The organism is Fodinicurvata sp. EGI_FJ10296 (genome assembly GCF_040712075.1).
Classification (GTDB): domain Bacteria; phylum Pseudomonadota; class Alphaproteobacteria; order DSM-16000; family Inquilinaceae; genus JBFCVL01.
On the sequence record NZ_JBFCVL010000011.1, the window covers coordinates 1 to 26,398 of the forward strand.

The following is a 26,398-nucleotide window of genomic DNA, read 5'->3' on the forward strand; positions in this document are numbered from 1 at the left end:
CGTGTCTGCAGCGCGTCACTTCGTGACCGCGCAGCGCACGGGAATTGGAGATGGTGGAAGCCGCCCGAACCACCTCTTCCCCTCCCCGGAAGCACGAAGCACCATTCGGGGAAGGGACAGGAAACGGAATCCGCAGTCCCCCTGGACCCTCAGTTCACGCCCGGTTTGGCGGGAGCCGGCGGGGGCTCCGGCGCGTCTTCGTCGGCCCCGTCGTCTTCTTCGTCGGTTTCGAGATCGGTATCAGTACCTGAATCGTACTCACCCTCGCCCTCTCCTGCCATATCGTCAGCCGGAGGCATCTCGTCGGCGGGAGTTTCGGTATCAGCCTCAGTTTCGGCGGGTCCGGACATGTCGTCGGCGGCCGTTTCTCCGCCAGCGGCATCGTCCGATTCTGGAAGGTCGGGGGGCAGCGGCGGCGGCATCGCCGGTTCGGCATCCTCGTCCGTTGGCGTGGTCGGCAGCGGCGGCGGCTCAACCGGGAACAGGTTGTCCACGGCGTCGACGCTTTCCGCCGCCACCCATGCGTCCATGCCTTCACGCCAGACCAGGGAGTCACGGGTGACGTCGCCGTCGGATATCGCCGTCTCGATTTCGCTCAGCGGCACAGGTCCGACCGTCTCCCCTTCATGCGCATACCACCACTCGGCGATCGGCGGTGCGGAGACGGCGGCGGTTTCACCCGCTGTCGGGCCGGCGCCGGTGCTGGCCTCGGCGGCCACGGTCAGCCGGGCCGACGGCCAACCGGCCATGTCGAAGGTACCGACCCAGATATCATAGAGACCGGCGCGCGCCGAACCGATCCCGATTGCCGGATTCAATCCGTCGGAATCATCGTTGCACAGCCACTGGCCGTCCGGGGTGCTTATGATCAGCGTCGTATCGGCGGTGGATTGGACTGACGCATTAAGGCCGACCGTGCCGGCGCCTTGAATCTGAACGCGAAAATCGGGCGCCTGGGCGACCATTCCGACGCAAGCCGGCCCCAGAACCTGCTGGGCATTGATATTGCCGCCAGCCTGAAGGTCGATACTGACCTCTCCGCCTTCAGCGGTCGAAAAGGTCTGCGTTCCGTAGCTCGGCGGCAGGTTCTGGGCCGAAGCGGCACCTACCGACGTCAGTGCCAGCAGTGCTGCCCCGCAGACAGCGGCGTGAGAGCGACGGGCCCGATAACGCGAGATTGCAATGGATACGGACATGGCACCAGCAGCCCCATTTTGTTCATTATGTTTTCAAAAGTTACTTGCCTGACAAGACATGCGCAAGTATTTTTCGATTGGCGGCTCGTTGTCGTGCCGCATTCCATGATTGGCCGCGCAGATGGGAAAATGGCCATGATGCTCAAAGCTGCAATCCGGCTTACCAAAGCCAGATCGGTCGCCCTCGCGATCGCCGTCGCCATAGCCCTGCCCACCCTGTCGGTGCCCGAGACAAAGGCCCAGTCGACCTCATCAATCACCGTCAATGGCAGCTCGATCACCGTCATCGGTGGTCGCAACCAGTCCGTTCGATCCGTGAACAATGTCGCCCGCATCGACCTGGACGGCGTCGCGATCTCGATCGAGCCCGGCCTTATTACGGTCGATGGCGAGAGAATTCCCATCGAACGGTTCAGCAGGGCGGTGATTGACGCAACCGGCTGGGGGCTGACAATCACCATCGATGACCGGGTTGTTTTCACGATCGACGACATCGAGGGGCTGCAGGGAGCCGCGGAGGAAGGCGATGCGGCGGCTCAGAACAATCTCGCCAATCGGCTGTCCACCGGGCAGCATTCGACAGGTGGCGGCCCCGAAGAAGATGCAAGGCGCGCCGCCGAACTCTACCGCCTCGCCGCCGAACAGGGGCTGGTGGTGGCGCAATCGAATTACGCCTATCGGCTGTGGAACGGCAACGGCGTGGCCGAGGATCGGGCCGAGGCGGTTTCGTGGTTCCGTCAGGCGGCAGATGCCGGCAACATCATCGCCATGGTCGGACTGGCCCAGGCCCTCTTCGAAGGCGAGGGCACGGCGCAGAATCCGGAACAGGCGCTGGCCTGGTTCGAGCGGGCGGCAGAAGCCGGCAACACCGACGCGATGAATTATATCGGCCATATCCTCGCGACCGGCGCCGGGGTCGATCGTGATCCGGAACAGGCGGTGTCGTGGTTCCGCCGCGCCGCCGGTGGCGACCATGCGATGGGCACGCGCAATCTGGCCATCCACCTCATGCACGGCGACGGCGTGGAGCAGGACCACGACGAAGCCAGGCGCCTTCTGAATGCGGCCGTCGCCCTGGGCTATGAGCCGGCGCGCGAGGATCTCGCAATGCTGGAAGCCGATCCTGCGCCTGAAGAGGTGTCAGCGGACGATCCTCCGGTTGAGCACGAGACCGCGGAATACTGGTACGCCCTGCAGCGAGAATCCCTGGGGCCGGTTTCGCTGGGTGAACTGCGGGGCATGATGGATGAAGGCCGGATTTCGGAGACGACGCTGGTCTGGCGCCAGGGCACGCCCGACTGGGTCGCTGCCGGAACGATTGACGCGCTGCAATGAGGGGCGCTTTGCTCGCCGCCCGGCTGCAGCCGGGTTCAACCCAACCGGCCGCCGGGTGCTTGAGGAGTGCCTGACGGAAAACTGGCCGTCGTCCTCGGCGCCTATGGTCTGATCGGTGCTGCCTGTCTGCGGGCACTGAAGGCTGACGGATTCACTGTTGTCGGCGTGGGGCGCTCGATGAAAGCCGGCGCTGCTACGGATTCCGGCATTCGGTGGCTTTGCCGCGATATCGCGGCCACGCCCGCCACCGTCTGGGCGACCGACCTGGCGGGTGCCGATGTCGTGGTCAATGCGTCGGGCGCGCTTCAGGACGGCGCGCGGGACAATCTGACCGGCATCCACGAGACGGCGATCTCGCAATTGCTGGCGGCGCTGTCGGGTACCGGCACCCGATTTATCCAGATTTCGGCCGCCGGCGTCTCCGAAAACGCCTCGACGGCGTTTTTCCGATCCAAGATGCGCGGCGACCGTCTTGTCATGGCGTCCGATCTCGATTGGGTGATCCTGCGTCCGACCCTCGTCATCGGACCACAGGCCTATGGCGGGACGGCCCTGCTGCGGGGCGGTGCGGCGTTGCCGCTGGTCACGATCAACATTCACCCCAATGCACCGATACAGACCGTTGCCGTCGATGACGTCGCGCAGGCGGTTGTTCAGGCAGCGCGCGGCGACATCGCGGGCGGGACGGTCGCGGACCTGACGGAACCGGATGCCTCGACACTGGCGGATGTCACCGCACGCCTCCGGCGGTGGCAGGGGTTCCCGCCCCGGCGCTTCTCCATCACCATTCCCGAATCGCTGATGCGGGTTGTCGGATCCGCCGCCGACGCCCTTGGCTGGCTGGGCTGGCGGTCGCCGTTGCGGACAACCGCACTCAGAACCTTGAAAGACGGCATCACCGGCGATCCTTCGGCATGGCTGGCGGCCGGCGGCCAGCCATGCAAACCGCTGGACAGGACGCTCGTCGACATGCCGGCGACAGTGCAGGAACGGTGGTTCGCCCGGCTCTATCTGCTGATGCCGGTCATGGTCGCGACGCTGGCCCTGTTCTGGCTGGCATCAGGTCTGATCGGCATCTGGAGCCGCGAGGCAGCCCAGGCAGTCCTGACCGATCGGGATTTCTCAGGCGCTATCGCGGCGGTTGCGATCGGGGCGGGAATCCTTGCGGATATCGGCCTCGGACTGGCGATCCTTTATCGACCCTGGGCGCGTATTGCCTGCTTGGGCATGATCGCCGCCTCGATCGCCTATCTGGCCGGCGCGACGATCTGGACCGCCGACCTCTGGGCCGACCCCCTGGGTCCGCTGGTAAAGATCCTGCCCGGCATCGTCCTGTCCATGATCCTGGCCGCACTTCTGGACGAACGCTGATGCTCTACGACATCCTTTTGTTCCTGCACATCGTCGGCGCCGCGGTGCTGCTCGGCACTGGCATCGGCATTGCGTTCTTCATGGTCGTTTCCAATCACAGTCGCGACCCGGTCCTGATCGCGCATACGGCGAGAACGGTCGTCCTGGCCGATGGCTTGTTCACCGCCACCGCCGTAATAGCCCAGCCGATTACGGGCTGGCTCCTCGCCCTGGAGGCCGGCTGGCACCTGGCCGAGGATTGGTTGGTGCTGTCGATCGGCCTCTACGGCGTCGTTCTGGCCTTCTGGCTGCCGGTGGTGTGGATCCAGCTGCGCCTTCGAAATCTGGCGCGGGCGGCGCGCGATGCCGGAGGGCCACTGCCGGGCGCATACCACCGGCTTTACAAGATCTGGTTCGCCTGCGGATTCCCCGCGCTGTTCGCCCTTTGCGGTATTGTCTGGCTGATGCTCACCAAACCGATCTTCTGAGCCTTCCTTCAGGGTCGCTCGTCCATTCCTCCCTTCCGCACAACAGACGACGCCAGCACGGTTGAATTTGCCGTTTGACAACGCGCGCCTGACCTGCGAGCATTTGCTATAAGAATGGGCATAAGCTCGCTTACAGGGATAATAGCTGGCATTTGAGCAACTGCTCGATCAACAGCGACGCTCCCGAGGTGGCGGGCACCGCGTCACGACAGTCGTGAACCAAGGGAGGAAACCATGAGAAGATCCACCGTATCCGCCATCGCCCTTACGGCGGGCGGCGCCGCGTTGCTCGCCGCGGGTGCGGTCAGCGCGCAGTCGCTGACCATCGCCACCGTCAACAATTCCGACATGATCATTATGCAGGAGCTGTCGACCCAGTTCGAAGAAGAGACAGGCATCGAACTCGACTGGGTCGTTCTGGAAGAGAACGTTCTGCGCCAGCGCGTGACCACGGACATCGCGACCGGCGGCGGTCAGTTCGACATCATCACCATCGGTGCTTACGAGACGCCGATCTGGGGCCAGGAAGGCTGGTTGGAGCCGGTCGACGATCTCGGCGACGACTACGACTACGACGATCTTCTCGACCCCGTGCGCAACGGCCTTTCCCATGACGGCACGATGTATGCCGTGCCTTTCTATGCCGAAAGCTCGTTCACCTTCTATCGCACCGATCTGTTCGAGGAAGCCGGTCTGGAAATGCCCGACCAGCCAACATACGACGATATCCGATCCTTTGCCGAAACACTCCATGATCCGGACAACGAGCAATACGGCATCTGCCTGCGCGGGAAGCCCGGCTGGGGCGAGAACATGGCTTATGTCTCGACGCTGGTGAACACCTTCGGCGGACGCTGGTTCGACATGGACTGGGAACCGCAGCTCGACAGCGCCGAATGGTCCGACGCCATCAACTTCTATGTCGATCTGCTCGGCAATTATGGCCCGCCCGGCGCCGCGTCCAACGGCCATAACGAGAACCGGGCGCTGTTCGCCAGCGGCAACTGCGCCATGTGGATCGACGCCACCTCGGCCGCCGGATACATCTTCAATCCCAGCGACAGCGAGGTGGCCGACGTCACCGGCTTCACGGCGGCACCAACCGAGGCCGTCCCCAACGGTGCCGGCTGGTCGTGGTCCTGGGCACTTGGCATTCCGTCTTCGTCACAGCAGGTCGAAGCGGCCAAGGAATTCCTGAAATGGGCGACATCGAAGGAATACGTCGAGCTGGTCGGTGAGACTCAGGGCTGGACCGTCGTCCCTCCCGGCACACGGGCTTCGACCTATGAGCGCGAGGAATATCTCGAAGCCGCGCCGTTCGCTGAATTCGTCCACGAAGCGATCCTTGCGGCCGATCCGTCAAATCCGACCGCCGACGAGGTGCCCTATACCGGCGTCCAGTTCGTCGCGATACCGGAATTCCAGGGCATCGGCACGCAGGTGGGGCAATCCATCGCCGCGGCCCTTTCCGGCCAGATGGATGTCGAGCAAGCGCTGCAGGGCGCCCAATCCGCCACCCGGCGGACCATGGATCAGGCGGGCTATTACGACTGATCCGGGGCCCGAACCGGGCACCATAGTTCCTCCAGACTGCGGGACCGGCGTTCTTACCGGCCGGTCCCGGTTTTCTTCAGCTACCGTCCAGATCGGATCGAGACGCCATGGCACGGCCAAAAAGCGAACGACGCGAAGTCAGAACCCTGCCATTGGTCGCGCCATCGGTTATCGTCCTGCTGATCTGGATGATCGTGCCGCTGGCGATGACGATCTGGTTTTCGTTTCAGCGCTACAATCTGCTCAACCCGACGATCGGCGGGTTCGCCGGTTTCGACAACTATACCTATCTCTTCGGCGATCCCGCCTTCTGGGCGGCGATCTCCAATACGCTGCTGCTCGTTGGCAGCGTACTGGCGATCACCGTCGGGCTCGGCACGTTGCTGGCGGTGCTGCTGACCCAGGAATTCTTCGGCCGCGGTGTCGCCCGGCTGCTGGTCATCGCGCCGTTCTTCGTCATGCCGACGGTCAGCGCGCTGATCTGGAAAAACCTGCTGATGCACCCGGTCAACGGCTTCTTCGCCTATGTTACCACATCGCTGGGTATGGGCCGCATCGACTGGCTGTCCGACATACCGCTGATATCGATCATCATTATCGTGTCGTGGCAATGGCTGCCATTCGCGGTCCTGATCCTGCTGACGGCCATGCAATCGCTGGACGACGATCAGGTCGAAGCCGCCCGAATGGACGGCGCCCGGCCGGTGTCGATGTTCTTTTACATCATCCTGCCGCATCTATCCCGCTCGATCAGCGTCGTCGTGATGATCCAGACGATATTCCTGCTGATCGTATTCGCCGAGATCTTCGTGACCACATCGGGCGGTCCAGGAACGGCCACCACCAATCTGGCCTATCTGATCTATCTTCGCGCGCTTCTGGAATTCGATGTCGGCGGCGCGTCCGCCGGGGGGGTGATCGCCGTGATCCTCGCCAACATCGTTGCGATCTTCCTGATCCGCACCGTCGCCAAGAACCTGGACTGAGGCCGTCATGCCGTCGACACTGCGCACAAAGGTGATCTACACCATCGTCGGCTGGACCGTCGCACTGGTGATCTTCTTTCCCATCCTCTGGATGCTGCTGGCGAGCTTCAAGACCGAGGTGGTTGCGGTAGGCCGGCCGACCCTGTTCTTCGATCCGACTCTGGAGAACTATGTCCAGATCCAGGCGCGGGCGAACTATTTCCGCTTCGCCCTGAACAGCGTGATCATTTCCGTGGGGTCGACGCTTCTGGGACTGGCGATCGCGATACCGGCGGCCTATGCGATGGCGTTCTTTCCCACCCGGCGCACCAATTTCACGCTTTTGTGGATGCTGTCGACCAAGATGCTGCCGCCGGTCGGCGTGCTGGTGCCGATCTATCTGATCCTGCGCGATCTGGGTCTGATCGACAGCCGCATCGCTCTGGTCGTCATCTTCGCGCTCATGAACCTGCCGATCATCGTCTGGATGCTCTACACATTCTTCAAGGAAGTCCCCCGCGACATTCTGGAAGCCGGGCGCATGGACGGCGCGATGCCGCGCGAGGAACTGATCCATCTGCTGCTGCCGCTGTCTTTGCCCGGTATCGCCTCGACCTTCCTGCTGTCGGTCATCCTGTGCTGGAACGAGGCGTTCTGGAGCCTCAACCTGACCACATCGCAAGCCGCGCCGCTGACGGCGTTCATCGCCTCGTTCTCGGCACCCGAGGGGCTTTTCTGGGCGAAACTGTCGGCGGCATCGACCATGGCCATCGCGCCGATCCTGGTATTCGGCTGGCTTACCCAGCGCCAACTGGTGCGGGGCCTGACTTTCGGTGCCGTGAAGTGACCCACCGGCAGCAGGCAGCAGCACCCTCGCGGAACAGGCCCGCAATTCGGAGATCTTTTAAATGGCGGTCGTAAAACTGCAGGACGTCAAGAAGCGCTACGGCCAGTTCGAAGCCATTCGCGGTGTCAATCTCGATATCGACGACGAGGAATTCGTCGTTTTTCTCGGCCCGTCCGGCTGCGGCAAGTCGACTTTGCTGCGGATGATCGCCGGTCTGGAAGAGATCAACGAAGGCACGATCAGCGTCGACGGCACGGTGGTCAACGATACACCGGCGGCCCGTCGCGGCCTGGCAATGGTGTTCCAGTCCTATGCGCTCTATCCGCATATGACGGTCGCCAACAATATGGGCTTCAGCCTGAAACTCGCCGGCGTGCCGCAGGACCAGCGCATGGAGAAGGTGCACGAGGTCGCGCGGATCCTGCGCCTTGAGCCACTGCTGGAGCGCAAACCGCGCGAGCTGTCGGGCGGCCAACGCCAGCGGGTGGCGATCGGCCGCGCCATCGTGCGCGAGCCCAAGGTGTTCCTGTTCGACGAACCGCTGTCCAACCTCGATGCCTCGCTCCGGGTCGAGATGCGCCTTGAAATTGCCCGGCTGCACCAGCGTCTCGGCGCAACGATGATCTATGTCACCCACGACCAGGTCGAGGCGATGACCCTGGCCGACAAGATCGTCGTCATGCGCGACGGCGTCGTGGAGCAGGTCGGCCAGCCGCTGGAGATTTATCACCATCCCAAAAGCCTGTTCGTCGCCGAGTTCATCGGATCGCCGAAGATGAACACCATGCCGGTCGAAGTCACCGGAGTTGGTTCTGACGGCATCGATGTCCGGCTGCCGCAAGACGCGACCGTACCGGTGCCGGTCCACGCCGGCGACGCCAGGGTCGGACAGACGCTGACCCTCGGCATCCGGCCGGAACATCTGCGCGTCGACCCCGACGGCGCGATCGCGGCGGATGTATCGGTGGTCGAGCGGCTGGGCGACGAGACCTATCTGCACCTGGACACCCCGGACGGCCGACAACTGGTCATTCAGAGCGACGGCGAGGACGAGACGGAGGCCGGCGACTCCATCCATCTTTCGGTTGACGGCCGCTTTTGCCACCTGTTCGACGCCGAGGGCCGGGCATTGGAGCCTCTGGAACGTCACCGTCTGGCCGGCGGCACCCGCACGGGCCGCAAGGTCCGCTAGCCGGCAATCGGCCGCGACGACCATTCGAGAAGGAAAGAAGCCATGTATCTTGAAAAACTGAGATTGGACGGCCGCATCGCCGTTGTGACCGGCGGCGGCGGCGGCATCGGCCTTCGATGCTGCCACGCATTGGCCGAAGCGGGCGCCACCGTGATCATGGCGGAACGTGACCCCAGGGCGATCGAATCCGGCGCCGCCTTTCTGGCTGAACAGGGATACACCGCCGACAGCGTGGAATGCGACGTCGCCGATCCCGACGCAGTCAATGCGGCCGCGGCGACGGTGATCGAACGCCACGGCCGGGTCGACATTCTGGTCTGTAATGCCGGCATCGCGCGCAGCGGGACTCCGGCCGAGGATGTCACCGACGAACACTGGCGCAACGTCATCGATATCAATCTGAACGGCGTCTTCTGGTGCTGCCGGGCTTTCGGCGCACCGATGCTGAAACAGAAATCCGGTGCGATCGTCAATATCGGCTCGATGTCCGGGTTCATCGTCAACAAGCCGCAGCAGCAGGCCTATTACAACGCTTCGAAGGCGGGCGTGCACCAGCTGACGAAATCGCTGGCGGCGGAATGGGCCGACCGCAATGTCCGGGTGAATGCCGTCGCGCCGACCTATATCGCCACGCCGCTGACCACCTTTGGCGCCGAGGACAAGGAGATGTTCAAGGTCTGGATGGACGGCACGCCGATGCGCCGGATGGGCGAACCCGAAGAAGTCGCATCGGTCGTTCAGTTTCTGGCATCGGACGCCGCCAGCGTGATGACCGGATCGATCGTCATGGCCGATCTCGGCTATACCTGCTGGTAGGCCGATCGGTATGACGAGCGGGTACGACTACATCATCTGCGGTGGCGGCAGTTCGGCCTGCGTCGCCGCCGCGCGTCTGGTCCGCGATCACGGCGCGCGGGTGCTGCTGCTGGAAGAAGGCGACAGGGCGCGCGGCATGCTGGTCGACATGCCGGCCGGCTTCATCAAGTTTCTCAAGGGCCATCCCTATCTGACCATGCACAAGCCGGTGCCGCAGGCCGCGCTCGGCGGTCGGCAACCCATCGTCCCTCAGGGCAAGGCGCTGGGCGGGTCCAGCATGGTCAACGGCATGGTCTATATCCGGGGCCAGCCGGGCGACTTCGCCGCCTGGGACGCGGCCACCGGCGGCGCCGGCTGGGGCTATGACGATCTGCTGCCCTATTTCATCCGTCAGGAGGGCAATCAGCGTCTCGGCGGTCGGTATCATGGTGTGCTCGGCCCGCTCAAGGTGTCCGACCACATCCACAAATGCGATCTGTCCTATGCCTTCGTCGCCGCCCTGCAGAATATGGGCTATCCGCTCAATCCCGATTTCAACGGCGCACGCCAGGCCGGTGTCGGCTTCATGCAGTTGACGACGGAAAAGGGCAAGCGCTGCCATGCCTACAAGGCCTTTCTCGAACCGGAAATGGGCAATGGGAACCTGACGGTTCAGACCGGGGCGACCGTCACCCGAGTGTTGATGGACGGCGATCGCGCCACCGGCGTGGAATATGTCACCGGCGGACGGACCGAACGCGCCGAAACCGACGGCGAAATCCTGTTGGCCTGCGGGGCGTACCAGACGCCGAAACTTCTGATGCTCTCGGGCATCGGCCCCGAAGACCAGCTGCGCCACCATGGCATCACGGTGCATACCGATCTGCCGGGGGTGGGCCGGAACCTGATGGATCACCACGAGGTGCCGATCGTGGCGGCCACCAACGGCGCCTATGGTTATTTCGGCCAGGATTCCGGTTGGCGCATGGTCGCCAATGGCCTGCAATGGCTGCTGTTCAAATCCGGGCCCGTGACGTCCAACGGCGTCGAAGCCTGCGTGTTTCTGAACCCGGACGATCCGGCGGCCGATCCGACGATCCAGCTTTATTGCGTGCCGACCGTCTATCTCGACAGTGACGTGGCCGGCGTCGACGCCACCCATGGCGTAACGCTGAACGCCTGCCTGCTGCGCCCCAAAGCCAGAGGAACCGTCAGCCTGCAAAGTGCCGATCCGACCGCCCTGCCCGTCATCGACAACAACTATCTGGGTGACCCGGACGACCTGCGCCTGTCGATCGCCGGGCTGCGGGCCTCACGCGCGATGCTGACCGCGGAACCACTGAAATCCATGATCACCTCCGAGATCCACCCCGGCGACAGCGCTACCGACGACGAGGCGCTGGCCGCCCATTGCCGGCGGACGGTCAAGACCAACTATCACCCCAGCGGCACCGCACGCATGGGCGCCGACGACGATCCGATGGCGGTTCTGACGCCGGATCTGGCCGTGCGCGGCGTCCGCGGGCTGCGGGTGATCGACGCCTCGATGATGCCCAACATCGTCTCCGGCAACACCAACGCCACGGTGCTGGCCGTCGCAGACCGGGCCGTCGACCTGATCACCGGCACCCCGCCGCTGGAGCCTGTTCCCGCCGCAACACCCGCACCTGATCGCCCCTGACACCGATCAGGGGCCCGAGTTACATGCACCTGGCTCGCATTGCGACATCGCAAGCTGCTGCTCGAGGTCCCCGCTCAAGGCGGGGACGATCAGGGAGTGGCGGCGCGGACGATCAGGTTGAGTTTCCTACCCCTACCTGAGCGCCCCTGACACCGATCAGGGGCCTCGAGCCGCATGCACCCGGCTCGTGTGTCGGTATCGCAAGTTGTCGCGCGAGGTCCCCGCTCAAGGCGGGGACGATCAGGGGGTGGCGGCGCGGACGATCAGGCTAAGCTATTACCCCCTACCTGATCGCCCCTGACACCGATCAGGGGCCCCGATCCGCATGAGCCCGGCCCGCGTGTCGACATCCCAAGTTGCTGCTGCCGAGGTCCCCGCTCAAGGCGGCGACGATCAGGGGGTGGCGACGCGAACGATCAGGACGGCGGCAATGCACTTTCAACCGGCGAGCCCCAATCTTGGTCGATTTCGCGCCAGTCCGGATTCAGACTCTCGATCAGTTCCACTTTCCACTGCCGACGCCATTTCTTGATTTGGCGCTCACGGCGAAGCGCCGCGATCATGGACGCATGGCACTCGATGTACACCAGCCGACAGATCCCGTATTTGCGCGTATGTCCGGCAACGAGACCGTTGCGATGCTCCCAAAGTCGCTTTCCGACGAATTCGGTCGCACCGACATACAAGGCACCATGGGGCCTGCTGGCAAGAATGTAGACCCAGGCGGCTGGACAGTGGCCGACCGTCGGCACCCTCAGATCAGCCCCATGGCTTTCAAGCTGTTATAGCCATTGCGGGCGATGATCACGTGGTCGTGCAGGTGGACCTCAACGGTCTTGAGGGCGCGGGCAACGACGCGGGTCATCTCGATATCGGCGGTCGACGGCTTGGGATCGCCGGAGGGGTGGTTGTGGACCAGCAACACCGACGACGCATTCAGTTCAAGGCTGCGCCGGGCAACTTCGCGCGGATAGACGGGTGCGTGGTCGACGGTTCCCTTCTGCTGGCATTCGTCGAGGATGACGCGGAGCTTCTTGTTCAGATAGATGACGCGGAATTCTTCGGTTTCGAGGTATTGCATTGACAGCGCCAGATAATTGATCACCGCCTGCCAGTTCGACAGGATCGGCTTGCCCTGGTAATCCTCGCGCAGCATACGTCGCGTACAGGCCGCGACGATCTTGACCTGTGCCGCCTGTGTGCGGCTTAGACCGGCCGAGCGCTCCAACTGGCCGGCTTCGGCGTTCAGCACGCCGCCAAGAGTACCGAACCGCTTGATCAGCGCCTTGGCCAGTGGCTTGACATCGCGCCGGGGAATGGCCCCGAAGAGCAACACCTCCAGCAGTTCGTGATCGGACAGCGCATCGTCACCGCTATCCAGAAAACGCGATCTCAGCCGCTTTCTATGCCCGCTATTGGCGTGTTCGACGGCGCCAGTGGCCGCCGGGGCCTCACCGTCGCCGACGGCGGCCCCGTTGTCGTCGAGCCCGGTCACCGGCTCGACGTATCGGCTGTATAGGGAGGACGGGTGTATCCGGCGGGCGACAGCGTGAAAATCTCGCAGCCGGTATCGGTCATGCCGATCGAATGTTCGAACTGAGCCGACAGACCCTTGTCGCGGGTCACGGCCGTCCAGCCGTCCGACAGCACTTTGACGTCGGCCTTGCCCGTGTTGATCATCGGCTCGATGGTAAAGAACATGCCGGGCTTGAGCACCGCGCCCTCACCTGGTCGGCCGTAATGCAGCACGCTGGGCGGAGCGTGGAACTGCCGGCCCAGACCGTGGCCGCAGAAATCGCGCACGACCGAGAAGCGCTGCGATTCCGCCAGCGTCTGAATGGCGTGCCCGATATCGCCCAGCGTGGCGCCCGGCTTGACGACGTCGATGCCCGCCATCAGGCAATCATAGGTAACATCGCACAGGCGCCGTGCCTTGATGCTGACCTTGTCGCCGGAGATGAACATCCGGCTGGTGTCGCCATGCCAGCCATCCAGAATGACCGTGATATCGATATTCAGGATATCGCCATTGCGCAGCCGCCGATCGCCGGGGATGCCGTGGCAGACGACGTGATTGAGCGAAATGCAGGTGGCCTTGGGAAAGCCGCGATAGTCAAGCGGCGCCGGCACGGCACCGTTATCGCGAATATAGGCATGACACAGCGCATCAAGTTCCCCGGTCGTGGCGCCCGGAACGACATGCGGGGTGATGTAATCCAGCACCTCGGAGGCCAGACGGCCAGCACGGCGCATGCCCTCGAAGTCATCGGGGCCATGTATGGGTATTCCGGCCTCCGCCGTCCTGTCGATTGCCGCCTCGATCACCTGACCATCCCCGAATTCTTCCACCGAAAATCCCCGCGCAGGCCGTCAAACAGACATGCTGCCCGGCCCGCCTGCTTCTATATAACAACCGGCAGCCGCCGATCCACCGTGATACCGCCCACAGCGATCCGGCAAGCGTAACATACGATCTCCACCCCTTGTTCGGCTACCCTGGAAAGGGTGGCAGCATAGACCGGATCGATATCGGCAGCGGGGCGGAAATGGTCGCAATCCATCCGCTGAACGATAAAGCACATCACCGCCCGTCCGCCCCCGGCAACCACCGCCGCCAGTTCGCGCAGATGCCGGGTGCCGCGCGCGGTGACGCAATCGGGAAATTCAGCGGCGGTCGGATGGAGCCCGTCCTCGCGGCGGAGATGGACGTTCTTGACCTCGACATAACAGTCCGGGACCTCGCGCGCCGGGGCGTCCGCCGCCCCCGACAGAACCAGATCGACGCGGCTGTTGGTGCCGTATTTGACTTCGTGCCGAACGGTGGCATAGCCGGAAAGTTCGGAAAGGGTACCGGCCGCGATTGCTTCGGCCGCCAAACGATTCGGAAGCCCGGTATTGACGCCGACGAGTCCGGACGGCAAATCCACCAGTTCCAGCGTGTGCGGATATTTGCGCGTCGCCACCGCCGATTCGGAGATCCATACCGGCAGACCCGGCGCGGCCAGCCCCAGCATCGCCCCCGGATTGGGGCAATGGACGGTCAGATCCCGGCCATCGTCCAGCGTGACATCGGCCAGAAACCGCTTGTACCGGCGTTGCAGCCGACCGGGGATCAACGGGGCGGGAAAATTCATGCCGGCGACCCTAGAAACGCAGCGCCCGGAGTGCAAGTCCGCTTGTGCTGTCGTATGGTGCAGCGGACGAAAGCGAGGAAACACCCGATGACATCCGACACCACGGTTACCGCCTGCCTGCTGCTGATCGGCAACGAGATCCTGTCCGGCCGCACCAAGGACGCCAATCTGTCCTGGCTGGCCGAGGCACTGGGCGCGGCGGGCATCCGCCTGCGCGAGGCGCGCGTGATCCCCGACGATCCGGAGGAGATCGTCGCCGCCGTCAATCATTGCCGCGCCCGCTATGATCACGTCTTTACCACCGGCGGCATCGGCCCGACCCATGACGACATAACGGCCGGCTGCATTGCCCGCGCATTCGGCGTGCCGCTGGAACGCAATGCCGACGCCATCGGCCGGCTCGAACGGCACTACAACGACCCCAGCAAGCTGAACGAGGCCCGGCTGAAGATGGCCGAGATTCCGGTCGGGGCGAGCCTGATCGACAATCCGGTCAGCGCCGCGCCCGGTTTCACCCTGGAAAACGTCCATGTGCTGCCCGGCGTGCCGAAGATCATGCAGGCCATGGCCGAAGGGTTGATCAAGACGCTCAAGGGTGGCCGGGTCATGCTGTCCAGGACGCTCGTCTGCCGGATCATGGAAGGCACGGTCGCCGAAACGCTGGGACGGGTGCAGGCAGCCCACCCGGACGTCGAGATCGGCAGCTATCCGTATATGAGCCCGAACAACGCCGGGGTCAGCCTCGTCTTCCGCTGTGACGACGCCGCAAAGCTGGAACTGGCGGTGGCGGCGATGGAGGGGGAACTGAAGGCACTCGACACCGAATACCGGGTCGAATAGCGCGCGGATGCCCCGCCTTCAGCGCCAGCCCATATCGGCACCGAAGAACTGGTACACCGCCGCGATCGCGACGATGACCCCCAGCCAGATCGCGGCATAAAGCAGGACCGGCTTGCCACGCGACATGGCGATCATGCGCGGGAAGTTCCACGCGATCAGCGCCACCATGCTGATCAGCGCCAGAATCTGAACGGTCGTCATGTCTGAGCGGCCCCTTCTGCTGCGGCTCGCGCCACCCGTCGGCACGACGTCCCGACATCCTTAACGACCGAGAGCCCTTGCGTCCACCCGTTGCTGCCGGTAAGAAATCGGGCGTGATTGCGGGCGGACGTGGCGGAATCGGTAGACGCACCAGACTTAAAATCTGTTTCCCTTTTGGGAGTGGGGGTTCAAGTCCCCCCGTCCGCACCACTCGGTCACCGAAGGTCGCCTCTGCGGCCGAACACAGCCACATGATTTGCCTGTTTTTTGGCCCAGGATGACCTGTGCGCAGCACATGTATCATGAAATCGAGGAATGCCATGCCTCCATCACCGGGGCCTGATCAGAAAAGGACGTGGCGGTCCATGCTCCGGGTTCGCTGTGGCTTTAATCGGCCGAGCGACCAGAATCGAATTTCCACGGCGGACCGGGAACCAAGCTTCTGGCCTTTGCCTGAGCCGGACCCAAAGTCCGCCTGAACGCACGCAACATGAAGCTGTCCTCGGCGCAAAACGCCCGGATCCAGCGCAGGATATGAAGAAGTCCAGTAGCAGCCAATTTTGTGGCAGGCCCTTTTTTTCTGACGATAGCGAGCCGGCAATCATACTTAAGAAAAAATCCCGCTTATAAGTTGGGTAATCTTGTGATTGACTGAAACTTGGGCGTCACTAAAATTCGTAATAAATGTACGCACGTCATGATTCCGACAAAAATTTGCTCTATCTTGTCTCCTTTAGTGCATTATACTCTTCCTCTGATGAAATTTTCTCAACAACCAAGGAAACCCAAGCATCATTATACGTGTAATCACCATGGGCCTTGTGGAATATGCAATACCTCTTGTCTGTATTACTCTTTTCAGTCGCACCTGATTGAGGTCTAACCTTATACCTTTTCCAAGCTTGCTTGTGATTATATAGTGTGAATTTCCTTCCAGACATTTCGCGTATTTTTTCTCTCGCCTGATCCGGCTTATAAGGATAGTCATCGTCCGCAATAACCCGTTTTTCGAGAATATTATGTATCTTCTTACCTTCCTTCGATTCAGGTCTAACGAACTCAAAGTTCGCTTTATTTTTCGACGCTCCCTCTAATAAATATACAACGCGAAAACGATATTCCAAGTCGGCCTTTTCTGCCTCCGATAACCTTCCTTCCAGCTCTGCATCCAAGGCGGAAATGTGCTCCGGAATGTCATACTTCTGAAGATCATTCAACTGCGTGAAATTCATCTTTGCAAACTGTAGCGCAATTGATAAATCAGATTTAAGAGATATGCTATTTCCAAATAATTCGCATATAGATTGATCGAAATTTAAACATGCGGCCTGAAATAATGAGAAAAATTTTACATCTGATCGACCAAGAAGTTTGTGCTCAACGGCATCTCTAATTTCGTTGATATCTCTGATATTATTTCTTATGCCGTCACTCAGAGGAAAATCACTTCTTTCAACCATTTTTGATAGAGAAAATGTTCTGCCATTTTTGTGAACAATATTTTTATCTTTACGAATATAGTACTCATGCAAAAGATAGGTCCACGCTATATTTGACTGAACAGCAAATTGTTCCGTTTTAAAACGAAGACTAGGACTATTAAAGCTTTGCACTGCGAGAATCATAGCCTCACGTGCCCGAATGAGACGTTCGTCATCATATAAATTTAGACCAGTTACGGGATCGTAGGAATTTTTTTTATGCATATAGAACTCTAGGTGATCGGATGCCGCCGGCTCGACGTCGGCACTATTCTTTACCTCGGTTATCCGTGCACTGTTAACGGTCGCAATGCGGCCTCGGTTAATAAGGTGCTGAATGTCTTGGTTGCGCCACCCCTTTGCGAGCAAAGCCTTAACGATGCACCTCTCTTCACAGGTGAGTGCGCCCTGTGGTTTGCGTATCACCATAGTTCTTTCTCCATAGATCATCTAAAATCGGAAATCGAGATCTGTATAGTGGTGGCAAATTTACATTACTATGAATTCAGTCGTAATAATCATACTTCTTAAATACTAAAATATTCGCCAGTTGCGCAAAATTATCAGTACGTTACTAGTATAGTTTATATATTTAGCTAATTTTTATAATTAAATATTTTGTTTTAATAGTATATTAAACATAATATAGAATATAATGAATGTTTTAATGGATTAGAATCAAATTTTTATTATCATTAGGTCCAGAGAGATGGATCAATAAGATTTTTTTCCCACTCGACTCAGCGACTCCCTTCTCGGCCAACTGTCATACATCGTACTCTAAGCCGATGTATGGTGCGCACGCTAGAGTTAATCGCCACGCATATACACAACCATAAGATTTGCCGTCTTGACTCAATCACCCAGCTTGCATATTTACGGGCGTCGGGAAAAGCCGCCAGAGTGCAGATCATCATCAGAACCAACGGCTTTTGCCCAGATTCGGGGCTCACTTCTCAAGACCCCAAATTCTGCCTATCTATAAAGAATACACCTCACCATTCGAGATGACTGTGCCCTGCGCCGCACGCAAGTGACGCTCCGCCCGAGCGAGGGCAGGGGCAAAATGCCAATTAATCCACGGGTGTCTAGCGAGTGGGGATGCGTCAGTCAGAACACGGCCCACTCAGATCGGCTTCAGCCAGTCCAGTTGATCCAGCACCGTCTGCGCGGCATCGACGACGGCATTGACGGCCGGCCGCCAATCGTTGCTGCGATAGGCGGCGCACATCAGCGACGGCTCGATCTGCGGCCGACATTGTAGTGCCGTCAGATCGCCGGCACCCAGCCGGTTCTGGACCAGCCGCCGGGGCAGGATGGCGATGCCGACGCCGGCGGCGACCAGATGGGCGATGACCGTGATGCTGTTGCTGAGCGAAATCTGCTTTGGCTCCAGCCCTGCCGCGCTGAACCAGCTCGTCGTCTGCTGAAAGCCCGGCGACGGGCTGGGGGTGGTCAGGATCAGGTAATGCGCGATGTCGTGCGGCCGGACAACCGGCGGCAGATCGGCCGTGCCGTCCGTGAACCACGCCGCCTCTTGGACACCCAGCGGCGTTACCCTCAGCCTCGGCGCGGAGCTGAGATTGATCCCGAAAGCCAGATCGATCTTGCCGCTCAACAGATCCCGCTCCAGGGCGCCGCTGGTGCCGATTTCGATGTCGAGGCGCAGGGCGGGATGTCTGGCTGCCAGATCCGGCAGCATTTTCGACAGGCCGGCCAGGGCAAAGGCCTCGCTGACGCCGACCTTGACCAGCCCCGACGTTTCCTCCGGCCGCGCCTTGCGATAGATCTCCTCGACCTCGCCGACGACGCGCGCGGCATGGTCCAGAATTGCAAGGCCGTCGGGGGTCAGGCGCACGCCGCGCCCTTCGCGGCTCATGATCGGTTTGCCGACCGCCGTGCTCAGATCGCGCAACCGCAGGGAAACGGTTGGCTGCGTCACGTTCAGGTGCCGGGCCGCCTCGGAAATGCTGCCGAGGCGCACCGCCCAGAACAGCGCCTCAAGTTGCGCGAGACTGATCTTCATCCATAAGTTTCTTCAATACCCCATCCACGGATATACTAATTAGCATAGCGTTCCCTATGTTGATACGATCCTTCCTGAATACCATCCTCTGCAGGCCGCTGGCTCCACCGGCCGGACCGGCCCGATAGCAGGGCTTCGTTCAAGGGAGGCTTTGAGATGTTGAAATTCCCAGGGATCACCGGCTCCGTTGCCGCTCTCGCATTGGCCGCCGCGTCGGGTGGCGCTTTCGCCGACGACCTTCAGAGCGTCGACCTGAAGGTTTCCGGCGGCAACCAGACCCAGAACCAGTTCCGCTATGTGCAGGAGCCGTTCTTCAACGACCATCTGCCCGAAGCATCCGGCGGCGCGATCACCACGACCTTCAATTCGCTGGACGATCTGGGTATTCAGGGCCCGGAGGTCCTCAGGCTGCTGCGCCTCGGCATGTTCGACATATCAGAGGGCACGCTCAGCTACATGGCGGGCGAGGCACCCCATTTCGAGGCCCTCGACCTGCCCGGGCTGACTGCTGACATCGACGAACAGCGGGAAATGACCGACGCCTTCCGGGCGGAACTGGCCGAAGTGATGGAGCGCGATTTCGGCGTCACGCTGCTGTCCATGTCGCCGATCGCGCTGCAGGTGCTGTATTGCAGCGTGGAGGTCAACGAACTGGCCGATCTCGAAGGCCGGACCGTGCGCACCTTCAACCGTTCGATGTCGGAACTGGTCGAAGCGATCGGCGCCCAGCCCGTCAACATTCCCTTTGCCGAAGTCGTGCCCGCCATGGAACGCGGTGTCGCTGACTGCGCCATTACCGGCACGTCGGCCGGCAATACGGCGCGCTGGTGGGAGGTGACCGACCATCTGGTCATGCTGCCAATGGGCTGGGCGATGACTTTCTTCGCCGCCAATTCCGAGAACTGGAATCGTCTTGACGAGGAAACGCGCGACTTCCTGCGCGAAGAGTTCGCCGGCATGGAAGACCGGCAATGGGAGCAGGCCGCCGCCGATATTCAGGACGGCATCAACTGCAACACGGCCGAAGGTGATTGCAACGACGGCATCGTGGCAGAGCCGGCCATGACCCTGGTGGAACTGTCCGACGAGGACCAGGCGCTTGCCCGCGAACTGCTGCTGGAAAGCGTGCTGCCGGATTGGGCCGAGCGTTGCGGCGCCGATTGTGCCGAAGCCTGGAACGCGCAGGTCGGCTCGGTCGTCGGTATCGACGTCGCCGTCAACTAGGGCCGAATCGGCACGATGATCGAGCGGTTCTTCGCCTTTGTCTCTCTGCTGATGGCCAGGATCGGCGGCGCCCTGCTACTGGGCGCCGCAATCCTGATCGGGACGGAAGTCATCCTGCGCTACTCGCGTCTGGGGGCTTTCAGCCTCGGCACGGAGTTGTCGTCATACGCCCTGGCCGTCGGCGCCAGTTGGGCGCTGGCCTATGTCGTGTTCGAACGCGGCCATGTGCGCATCGACGTCCTGCCCCAGCGCCTGCCGGCGCGCGCGAAAGCCGTTCTGGACATCCTCGGCCTCGCCAGTCTGGCCGGCATTGGCTTCGTCCTGTCGGCCGGGGCGTTGGAAATGTTCCAGACGTCGTGGGGTCTGTCGGCCAGAGCCAACACGCCGCTTGGCACTCCGCTGGTCATTCCACAGGGGGCCTGGACGGCAGGGCTGTTCTGGTTCACGGCCATCGCGGCCTGGCGCACGGGCCGGGCCTTTGTCGCCATGATCGCGGCGGACTTCGCCCGCGTCGACACCATCGCCGGGTCGCCCGGCACTGAAGAGGAGGTCGAGGAAGCAATCAGCGAGACGCAACAATGGCTGGGGAAATCCCCCGATAGAGCCGACGACAGGGGGACCGTCTGATGGTGCCGGTGACACTTTCCCTGCTGTTCGGGCTGCTGGCACTCGGCCTGCCGGTCGCCGCAGTCATGCTGATCCTGGCGCTCGGCCTCGACTGGATCTATTCTCCCATGCCGCTCTATCTCGCGGCGGGCGAACTGAGCTGGGTGTCGTCGTCGAACTATCTGCTGGTCAGCATCCCCCTGTTCGTCATGCTGGGCGAGATCCTTCTGCGGTCGGGGCTGGCGGAACGGCTGTATGGGGCGATGACGCAGTGGATCGGCTGGCTTCCGGGCGGTCTGATGCACGCCAATATCGGCGCCAGCACCGCCTTCGCGGCGACGTCCGGGTCCAGCGTCGCGACGGCGGCAACCGTCAGCGTCGTCGCCCGGCCGATGGTCGACCGCTATGGCTACAGCGAGCCCCTGTTTTACGGCTCGATCGCGGCCGGCGGAACGCTGGGCATCCTGATCCCGCCATCGATCAACCTGATCCTGTACGGATGGCTGACGAACACATCGGTACCCGCGCTCTATATGGCCGGGTTCGTGCCGGGCCTGCTTCTGGCCGCCGTCTTTTCGTTTGCCATTATCGTGCTGTGCGTCCTGCGGCCCGGGCTGGGCGGGCGGCGGGTCGAGACCGACTGGGGCGGCCGCCTGCGCAGCCTGCCCGACCTGCTGCCGCCGCTGGCGATCTTCGTCGTCGTCATCGGCAGCATCTATGCCGGTGTGGCGACGCCGACGGAATCCGCCGCGCTTGGTGTCATTGCCGCCCTTGTGCTGGCGGCGTTCAATGGCCGCCTGAACGGGCGCATGCTGCTGGAGGTGCTCGACGGCACCATGAGAACCACGGGCATGATCATGCTGATCGTTATGGCGGCGTGGTTCCTGAATTTCGTGCTGTCGGCGATGGGGCTGGTGACGGCGGTCAATCAGGCGGTCACCGAGATGGGGCTGAGCCCGTTCGGGCTGCTGCTGACCATCATCGCCATCTATCTCGTGCTCGGCTGCTTCATGGACCCGTTGCCGATGATGATCGTGACGGTGCCGGTGCTGACGCCGCTGGTCGTCAATGCGGGGTTCGACCCGGTCTGGTTCGGCATTCTCATCGTGGTCCTTTGCGAAACGGCCCTCATCACGCCGCCGATCGGGATGAACCTGTTCGTCGTCCAGGGCGTTCGCCGCAGCGGATCGATCGTCGACATCATGGCCGGCGTCATGCCGTTCATGCTGGCGCTCGCCCTCATGATTGTCCTGCTTATCGCCTTTCCACAGATCGCGCTGTGGCTGCCGGAACTGATCCGGGGCTGACGTGCGGCATTCACAACCGAGGAAACCATGTCAGAGGAATTCACCGTTCGCCTTCGCGGCACCACGGTCGTCGTTACAGAGGCCATGCGCATGGCCATGCTGGAAGAAATGCCGGAGATCGACTGGATCGAATCCACCGACCTGCGTACGAAGGTGCTCAACGCCTGGGCTGCGGCCCTGGCCGCAAGCGGCCTGAACCGCCTGGGCGACCTGAAGCCGTCGGGCAACTATAACTCAAAGCCGCTGCGCGTCGGCACCCAGGCCGACCATATCCGCTCGGTGACGCGCCTCGCGGTCAAGATGGCCGAGGAGATGGACCAGTTGTTCCCCGACTTCACCTATGACCGCGATATCCTGATCGCCGGATCGCTGTGCCACGATATCGGCAAGGTCTGGGAATTCGATCCGGCCAATGTCGCACGCTGGACCGACGACCCCTCCAGGGTCGGCCAGCCGTCGATGCGCCATCCCGGCTACGGCATTCACATCTGCCTGACCTGCGATCTGCCCGAGGCCGTGGCCCATATGGCCGGCGCCCATTCCGGCGAGGGCGATCTGCTGACCCGCAGCAAGGAAAACACCATCCTGCACTGGGCCGACTACAGCTTCTGGCAGATCGCCGAAGCGGGCGGCCAGCTCTCCGACACCGACCCGTGGCTCGATCAGTCCAGGAAGTGACCCTCCCGGTGGTGACCTCGACGGTATTCACACAACGAAATCGATCGCGGAAACCGTGATTCTGCACCCTGATCGTCCCGGGCGCTGCGCGGCCACGAAGTGACGCGCCGCCAACCCGGGACCTCGGCAGCAGCGACTCTCGATCGTGAAACACGAACCGGGCTCATGCGTCTCGGGGTCCCCGATCGGTGTCCTACGGCATTCCCACAACGTGATCGATAGCGGAAATGGTGAGTTCCGCCCCCTGATCGTCCCGGGCGCTGCGCGGCCACGAAGTGACGCGCTGCAGACCCGGGACCTCGTGCAGCAACTCTCGGTCGTGAAACACGAACCGGGCTCATGCGTCTCGGGGTCCCCGATCGGGGTCCTGGGCATTCCCACAATGTGATCGATAGCGGAAACGGTGAGTTCCACCCCCTGATCGTCCCGGGCGCTGCGCCGCCATGAAGTGACGCGCTGCCGACCTGGGACCTCGTGCGGCAACTCTCGATCGTGACACGCGAACCGGGCTCATGCGTCTCGGGGTCCCCGATCGGTGTCGGGGACGATCAGGAGGGGATAGCGTTGCCGCTGGCGATCTGTGAATCGCATAGAGTGGTGACCCTCGTTGGGCCGGCCGCTCCCGGGACTTCTCCTAACCCTGGGCCCCTTCCGGCCCGGCCCCGCAGACCAGCGCGCAGACCCGCGATCCCGGCGGTATGGTGATCGCCCCGTGGCGGAGTGCCGCCAGAGCCGCCGCGCCGCTGAGATCGGCCGAAAGGCCCATCTCGAACCACAGCCACGCCGCCGTGTCGCGCATCTGGTCGTCGTCGACGAGAACAATCTCGTCGACCCGGTCGCGAACGATTTCGTAAATGCCCTCATCGGTACGACTGCAGGCCAGTGTCGGCACAGACGTCGTGATCCGGTCGAGCGTCACCACGCCGCCGGCTTCCAGCGAATTCTTCAGGGTCGGCGCGCCCACCGCCTCGACGCCCACGACCCGCACCGACGGTGCCAGTGACTTCAGCGCGGTGGCGGTGCCGGCGATCAGCCCGCCGCCGCCGATCGCGATGATGACGGTATCGACATCAGGCATCTGCTCCAGAATCTCCAGTCCGGTCGTGCCTTGCCCGGCGACGATCAGCGGATCGGCGAAGGGGTGGAAATAGGCGGCGCCTGTCTCTTCCACACGCTTCAGCGCGGCGGCATTGGCTTCGTCCCAGACCGACCCGGTGATCACGGTCTCTGCATTCCAGGCCTGAAGCTTGGTCACCTTCGACGGCGACACGTTTTCCGGCAGAAAGATCGTCGTCGGCACGCCGGCCAGATAGCCGGCTCGGGCCGTTGCCAGTCCGTGATTGCCGCCGGATGCCGCCACGATGCCCTTCGTTAGCGTTTCCTCCGGGGTCGCCATCAGCTTGTTCGTGGCGCCGCGCGCCTTGAACGAGCCCGTCACCTGCAGCAGTTCGAGTTTCAGTAGCAGGTCGCTTCCCTTGATGGCCGGGGCCTTGAAATGGCTCGCCTCGACCATCGGTGTATGCCGGACGTGGCGGTCGATGCGGGCAGCGGCGGCGCGGATATCCTCGATATCGATCATTTCAGCTCACCCTCATACGGTACGGCGACGACGAAGCAGCAGTTCCCGGGCACGACCCGGCCGGGCTGACGCCAGCCATACAGTAACCCGTCAGCGCCGAAACGCAGAATCTCCGGCGGCCTTGCCGGGTCGGTCAGGTGATGAACACGGCCTGCTTCCTGTCCGGCCCGAACCATGGTGCCCAACGGGTGAAAGCTTTCGAACACGCCGCTGGTGGGCGCGAAGACATAGCCCGACGGGCCGGGGATCTTCAGGATCCGGCGCTCGCCGGCCGGGCTGGAAGCCGAACTTTTTTCCGGCGCCGGCAGCACGCCCAGATGCGCCAGCACATTCCGGACCCCTTGGCGGCACACTTTCAGCGCGTCGAGCGAGACCGTGCCGCCGCCGCCCATTTCGGTGCCGACGGTCGTCAACCCTGCCCTGACGGATGTCGCGGTCGAAGTGCGCGCTTCGCCGAGATTGTCCACGACCACGGTCAACGGCGCGTCGAAGGCCAGAACGGCCGCGACATTTCGTTTGTGATGTTCCGGATCGACGGTCGGCTCGACGATGGCGCTGGGCAGAATCATCAGCGACGATCCGCCGGAATGCAGGTCGAGAAATGCGTCACCCATGGGGTAAATGACGTCGGTGACATATGCGGATATCTGCTGTGTGATGGTGCCGGCCGGATCGCCCGGATAGGTCCGGTTCATGTTGAGCCCGTCGACCGGGGACGTCCGGCGCCCCATCTCGACCGCGGCCACATTGATCGCGGGCAATATGATCAGGCGGCCCTGTATCGAGGAGGGATCAAGATCGCGCAGGATCTCGCCCAGCACGATGGGTCCTTCGTATTCGTCGCCGTGGCAGCCGCCCTGCAGAATGACGGTCGGGCCGCTGCCGTTCGCGATGACGGCGAGCGGGATGCGCGTCACGCCCCAGGCATCTTCATGGGGAGAATGCGGGATATGGAGAAACCCGGTCTGTTTGCCCTGTTTCTCGAAATCGATATCCGTGAAGGCCGTGGACTTGCGCGCCATGTTCAGATCTTCATGTTTCAGTTGCCAGAATCGGGCGAATAAAAATCGGGCGGAAAAATGGGGCGCATCGAGACGCGCCCCATCAGCATCGTGGTCAGAGGCTCGGGAACGCGTCGGGAAGCGGCTCGCCCAGCCATTCCTCGGTCAGATCCGAAAGGCGGTTGTTGTTCAGGTTATAGAAGACGAAGGTATCGACCCAGCGCAGCAGTTCCGGGTTGCCCTTGGGCACGCCCACATGGGTCGGCGAGTAGCGGAAGACGATCTTCGATTCCAGGGGATTGTCGGGATCGCGCTCGGTAAGGTCCTTGGCGATGATGTTGGCCGTTGCGAACAGATCGGTCTGACCGGAGAGATAGGCCGACGCCGCCGTCGCGTCATCGTCGAACCGGCTGATATTGGCGTCCGGCGCCATGGCGGTCAGTTCGATGTCCTGGGTCGTGCCCCGGGCCACGGCGATGGAGTAGTCGCCGATGTCTTCGACGCCCGAAACGTCGATGTCCGGCGGGCCGTAGAGACCAATGGACAGCGCCGAATAGGGCGACGAAAAATCGATCTGGAGCGCGCGCTCCGGCGTTGCGCCCATGGCACAGATGGTAAGATCGATCCGCCCCGTGGCGAGATACGAGATCCGGTTCGCACTGGTAACGTGCTGCAACTCCAGTTCGACCCCCAGGGCTTCGGCCACCATGCGGGCGACCTCGATGTCGAGGCCGATCGGCTCGTTGCTTTCGTCGAGATAGCCGAAAGGCGGCACATCGACCGGCACGCCGATACGGATCGTGCCGGCGTCGAGAATATCCTGAAGGTCGGCCTTGGCCGGCGATCCGAATGCGAGGGCGGCGGTCAGGGCCAGTGCCGCGAAGCCAGTCAATTTTTTCAGCATATGATTTTCCTTCT

General features: G+C 62.2%; 25 protein-coding genes and 1 tRNA gene. 15 read left to right on the forward strand and 11 right to left on the reverse strand.

The genetic code is table 11. From position 1 onward, the window contains the following. Positions 1-149: 149 nt before the first annotated feature. Entirely contained in the window at positions 150-1,196 is a 1,047-nt protein-coding gene (locus ABZ728_RS20515; RefSeq protein WP_366658238.1) for a DUF4339 domain-containing protein, read from the reverse strand. Positions 1,197-1,331: 135 nt separating this feature from the next. On the opposite strand from ABZ728_RS20515, the gene ABZ728_RS20520 reads away from it, so the two are divergent. From ABZ728_RS20520 to ABZ728_RS20560, 9 genes are all read left to right on the forward strand, one after another. Further along, the gene (locus tag ABZ728_RS20520) at positions 1,332-2,531 is read left to right on the forward strand and encodes a GYF domain-containing protein (RefSeq protein WP_366658240.1); all 1,200 of its coding nucleotides are present in this window, start codon (positions 1,332-1,334) and stop codon (positions 2,529-2,531) included. A 66-nt stretch (positions 2,532-2,597) separates the two neighbouring features. Then, the gene (locus ABZ728_RS20525; protein WP_366658241.1) at positions 2,598-3,902 is read left to right on the forward strand and encodes an SDR family oxidoreductase; all 1,305 of its coding nucleotides are present in this window, start codon (positions 2,598-2,600) and stop codon (positions 3,900-3,902) included. After that, positions 3,902-4,369 (forward strand): DUF2269 domain-containing protein, encoded by a 468-nt coding sequence (locus tag ABZ728_RS20530; protein WP_366658243.1) that lies wholly within the window; start codon positions 3,902-3,904, stop codon positions 4,367-4,369. Before ABZ728_RS20525 ends, ABZ728_RS20530 begins: the two co-directional genes overlap by 1 nt. 234 nt (positions 4,370-4,603) lie before the next feature. Then, the gene (locus ABZ728_RS20535; RefSeq protein ID WP_366658244.1) at positions 4,604-5,923 is read left to right on the forward strand and encodes a sugar ABC transporter substrate-binding protein; all 1,320 of its coding nucleotides are present in this window, start codon (positions 4,604-4,606) and stop codon (positions 5,921-5,923) included. A 107-nt stretch (positions 5,924-6,030) separates the two neighbouring features. Next, complete coding sequence (locus ABZ728_RS20540) at positions 6,031-6,909, forward strand: sugar ABC transporter permease (RefSeq protein WP_366658246.1); 879 nt, start codon at positions 6,031-6,033, stop codon at positions 6,907-6,909. A 7-nt stretch (positions 6,910-6,916) separates the two neighbouring features. Next, entirely contained in the window at positions 6,917-7,735 is an 819-nt protein-coding gene (locus ABZ728_RS20545) for a carbohydrate ABC transporter permease (RefSeq protein ID WP_366658248.1), read from the forward strand. Between the two features lie 61 nt (positions 7,736-7,796). Further along, positions 7,797-8,927 (forward strand): sn-glycerol-3-phosphate ABC transporter ATP-binding protein UgpC, encoded by a 1,131-nt coding sequence (gene ugpC / locus ABZ728_RS20550; RefSeq protein ID WP_366658249.1) that lies wholly within the window; start codon positions 7,797-7,799, stop codon positions 8,925-8,927. A gap of 42 nt (positions 8,928-8,969) precedes the next feature. After that, the gene (locus ABZ728_RS20555; protein WP_366658251.1) at positions 8,970-9,743 is read left to right on the forward strand and encodes an SDR family oxidoreductase; all 774 of its coding nucleotides are present in this window, start codon (positions 8,970-8,972) and stop codon (positions 9,741-9,743) included. Between the two features lie 10 nt (positions 9,744-9,753). Beyond that, complete coding sequence (locus ABZ728_RS20560) at positions 9,754-11,403, forward strand: GMC family oxidoreductase N-terminal domain-containing protein (RefSeq protein WP_366658253.1); 1,650 nt, start codon at positions 9,754-9,756, stop codon at positions 11,401-11,403. 416 nt (positions 11,404-11,819) lie between these two features. Here the strand turns inward: ABZ728_RS20560 and ABZ728_RS20565 are convergent, their stop codons facing one another. From ABZ728_RS20565 to sfsA, 4 genes are all read right to left on the reverse strand, one after another. Then, a complete protein-coding gene (locus ABZ728_RS20565) occupies positions 11,820-12,155 on the reverse strand; it encodes a GIY-YIG nuclease family protein (RefSeq protein WP_366658254.1) in 336 nt (111 codons plus the stop codon). Between the two features lie 2 nt (positions 12,156-12,157). Continuing rightward, on the reverse strand, positions 12,158-12,898 hold the full coding sequence (gene radC, locus ABZ728_RS20570) for a DNA repair protein RadC (RefSeq protein WP_366658255.1): 741 nt from the start codon (positions 12,896-12,898) through the stop codon (positions 12,158-12,160). After that, positions 12,895-13,713 (reverse strand): type I methionyl aminopeptidase, encoded by an 819-nt coding sequence (gene map / locus ABZ728_RS20575; RefSeq protein ID WP_366658342.1) that lies wholly within the window; start codon positions 13,711-13,713, stop codon positions 12,895-12,897. Before map ends, radC begins: the two co-directional genes overlap by 4 nt. A 92-nt stretch (positions 13,714-13,805) precedes the next feature. Next, a complete protein-coding gene (sfsA, locus tag ABZ728_RS20580) occupies positions 13,806-14,537 on the reverse strand; it encodes a DNA/RNA nuclease SfsA (RefSeq protein WP_366658257.1) in 732 nt (243 codons plus the stop codon). Positions 14,538-14,624: 87 nt separating this feature from the next. Between sfsA and ABZ728_RS20585 the strand changes: the two genes are divergently transcribed. After that, entirely contained in the window at positions 14,625-15,377 is a 753-nt protein-coding gene (locus ABZ728_RS20585; protein ID WP_366658259.1) for a competence/damage-inducible protein A, read from the forward strand. Positions 15,378-15,395: 18 nt separating this feature from the next. Here the strand turns inward: ABZ728_RS20585 and ABZ728_RS20590 are convergent, their stop codons facing one another. Further along, positions 15,396-15,578: a hypothetical protein gene (locus ABZ728_RS20590; protein ID WP_366658260.1), complete on the reverse strand. Its 183-nt coding sequence runs from the start codon at positions 15,576-15,578 to the stop codon at positions 15,396-15,398. A 123-nt stretch (positions 15,579-15,701) separates the two neighbouring features. Here ABZ728_RS20590 and ABZ728_RS20595 point away from each other — a divergent pair. Then, a tRNA-Leu gene (locus ABZ728_RS20595) sits at positions 15,702-15,788 on the forward strand. Between the two features lie 509 nt (positions 15,789-16,297). Here the strand turns inward: ABZ728_RS20595 and ABZ728_RS20600 are convergent. Further along, positions 16,298-17,488 carry a DUF3644 domain-containing protein gene (locus ABZ728_RS20600; RefSeq protein ID WP_366658262.1) on the reverse strand — a complete coding sequence of 397 codons (1,191 nt, stop codon included), beginning with the start codon at positions 17,486-17,488 and terminating at the stop codon, positions 16,298-16,300. Between the two features lie 697 nt (positions 17,489-18,185). Continuing rightward, complete coding sequence (locus ABZ728_RS20605; protein WP_366658263.1) at positions 18,186-19,085, reverse strand: LysR family transcriptional regulator; 900 nt, start codon at positions 19,083-19,085, stop codon at positions 18,186-18,188. A 156-nt stretch (positions 19,086-19,241) separates the two neighbouring features. Here ABZ728_RS20605 and ABZ728_RS20610 point away from each other — a divergent pair, with 156 nt between their 5' ends. From ABZ728_RS20610 to ABZ728_RS20625, 4 genes are read left to right on the forward strand one after another with little or no spacing between them, the layout of a single operon-like run. Beyond that, complete coding sequence (locus ABZ728_RS20610) at positions 19,242-20,309, forward strand: TRAP transporter substrate-binding protein (RefSeq protein WP_366658264.1); 1,068 nt, start codon at positions 19,242-19,244, stop codon at positions 20,307-20,309. Between the two features lie 15 nt (positions 20,310-20,324). After that, the gene (locus ABZ728_RS20615; RefSeq protein ID WP_366658265.1) at positions 20,325-20,936 is read left to right on the forward strand and encodes a TRAP transporter small permease; all 612 of its coding nucleotides are present in this window, start codon (positions 20,325-20,327) and stop codon (positions 20,934-20,936) included. Continuing rightward, positions 20,936-22,222 (forward strand): TRAP transporter large permease, encoded by a 1,287-nt coding sequence (locus ABZ728_RS20620; RefSeq protein WP_366658266.1) that lies wholly within the window; start codon positions 20,936-20,938, stop codon positions 22,220-22,222. Before ABZ728_RS20615 ends, ABZ728_RS20620 begins: the two co-directional genes overlap by 1 nt. 27 nt (positions 22,223-22,249) lie before the next feature. Next, positions 22,250-22,900 (forward strand): HD domain-containing protein, encoded by a 651-nt coding sequence (locus ABZ728_RS20625; RefSeq protein ID WP_366658267.1) that lies wholly within the window; start codon positions 22,250-22,252, stop codon positions 22,898-22,900. Positions 22,901-23,534: 634 nt separating this feature from the next. Here the strand turns inward: ABZ728_RS20625 and ABZ728_RS20630 are convergent. The 3 genes from ABZ728_RS20630 to ABZ728_RS20640 form a co-directional block, all read right to left on the reverse strand. Next, a complete protein-coding gene (locus tag ABZ728_RS20630; protein WP_366658268.1) occupies positions 23,535-24,479 on the reverse strand; it encodes a pyridoxal-phosphate dependent enzyme in 945 nt (314 codons plus the stop codon). Further along, on the reverse strand, positions 24,476-25,501 hold the full coding sequence (locus ABZ728_RS20635) for a succinylglutamate desuccinylase/aspartoacylase family protein (RefSeq protein WP_366658269.1): 1,026 nt from the start codon (positions 25,499-25,501) through the stop codon (positions 24,476-24,478). The genes ABZ728_RS20630 and ABZ728_RS20635 overlap by 4 nt, the downstream gene beginning before the upstream one ends. Positions 25,502-25,595: 94 nt before the next feature. Beyond that, positions 25,596-26,384 carry a transporter substrate-binding domain-containing protein gene (locus tag ABZ728_RS20640; protein ID WP_366658270.1) on the reverse strand — a complete coding sequence of 263 codons (789 nt, stop codon included), beginning with the start codon at positions 26,382-26,384 and terminating at the stop codon, positions 25,596-25,598. Between the last annotated feature and the right edge of the window lie 14 nt (positions 26,385-26,398).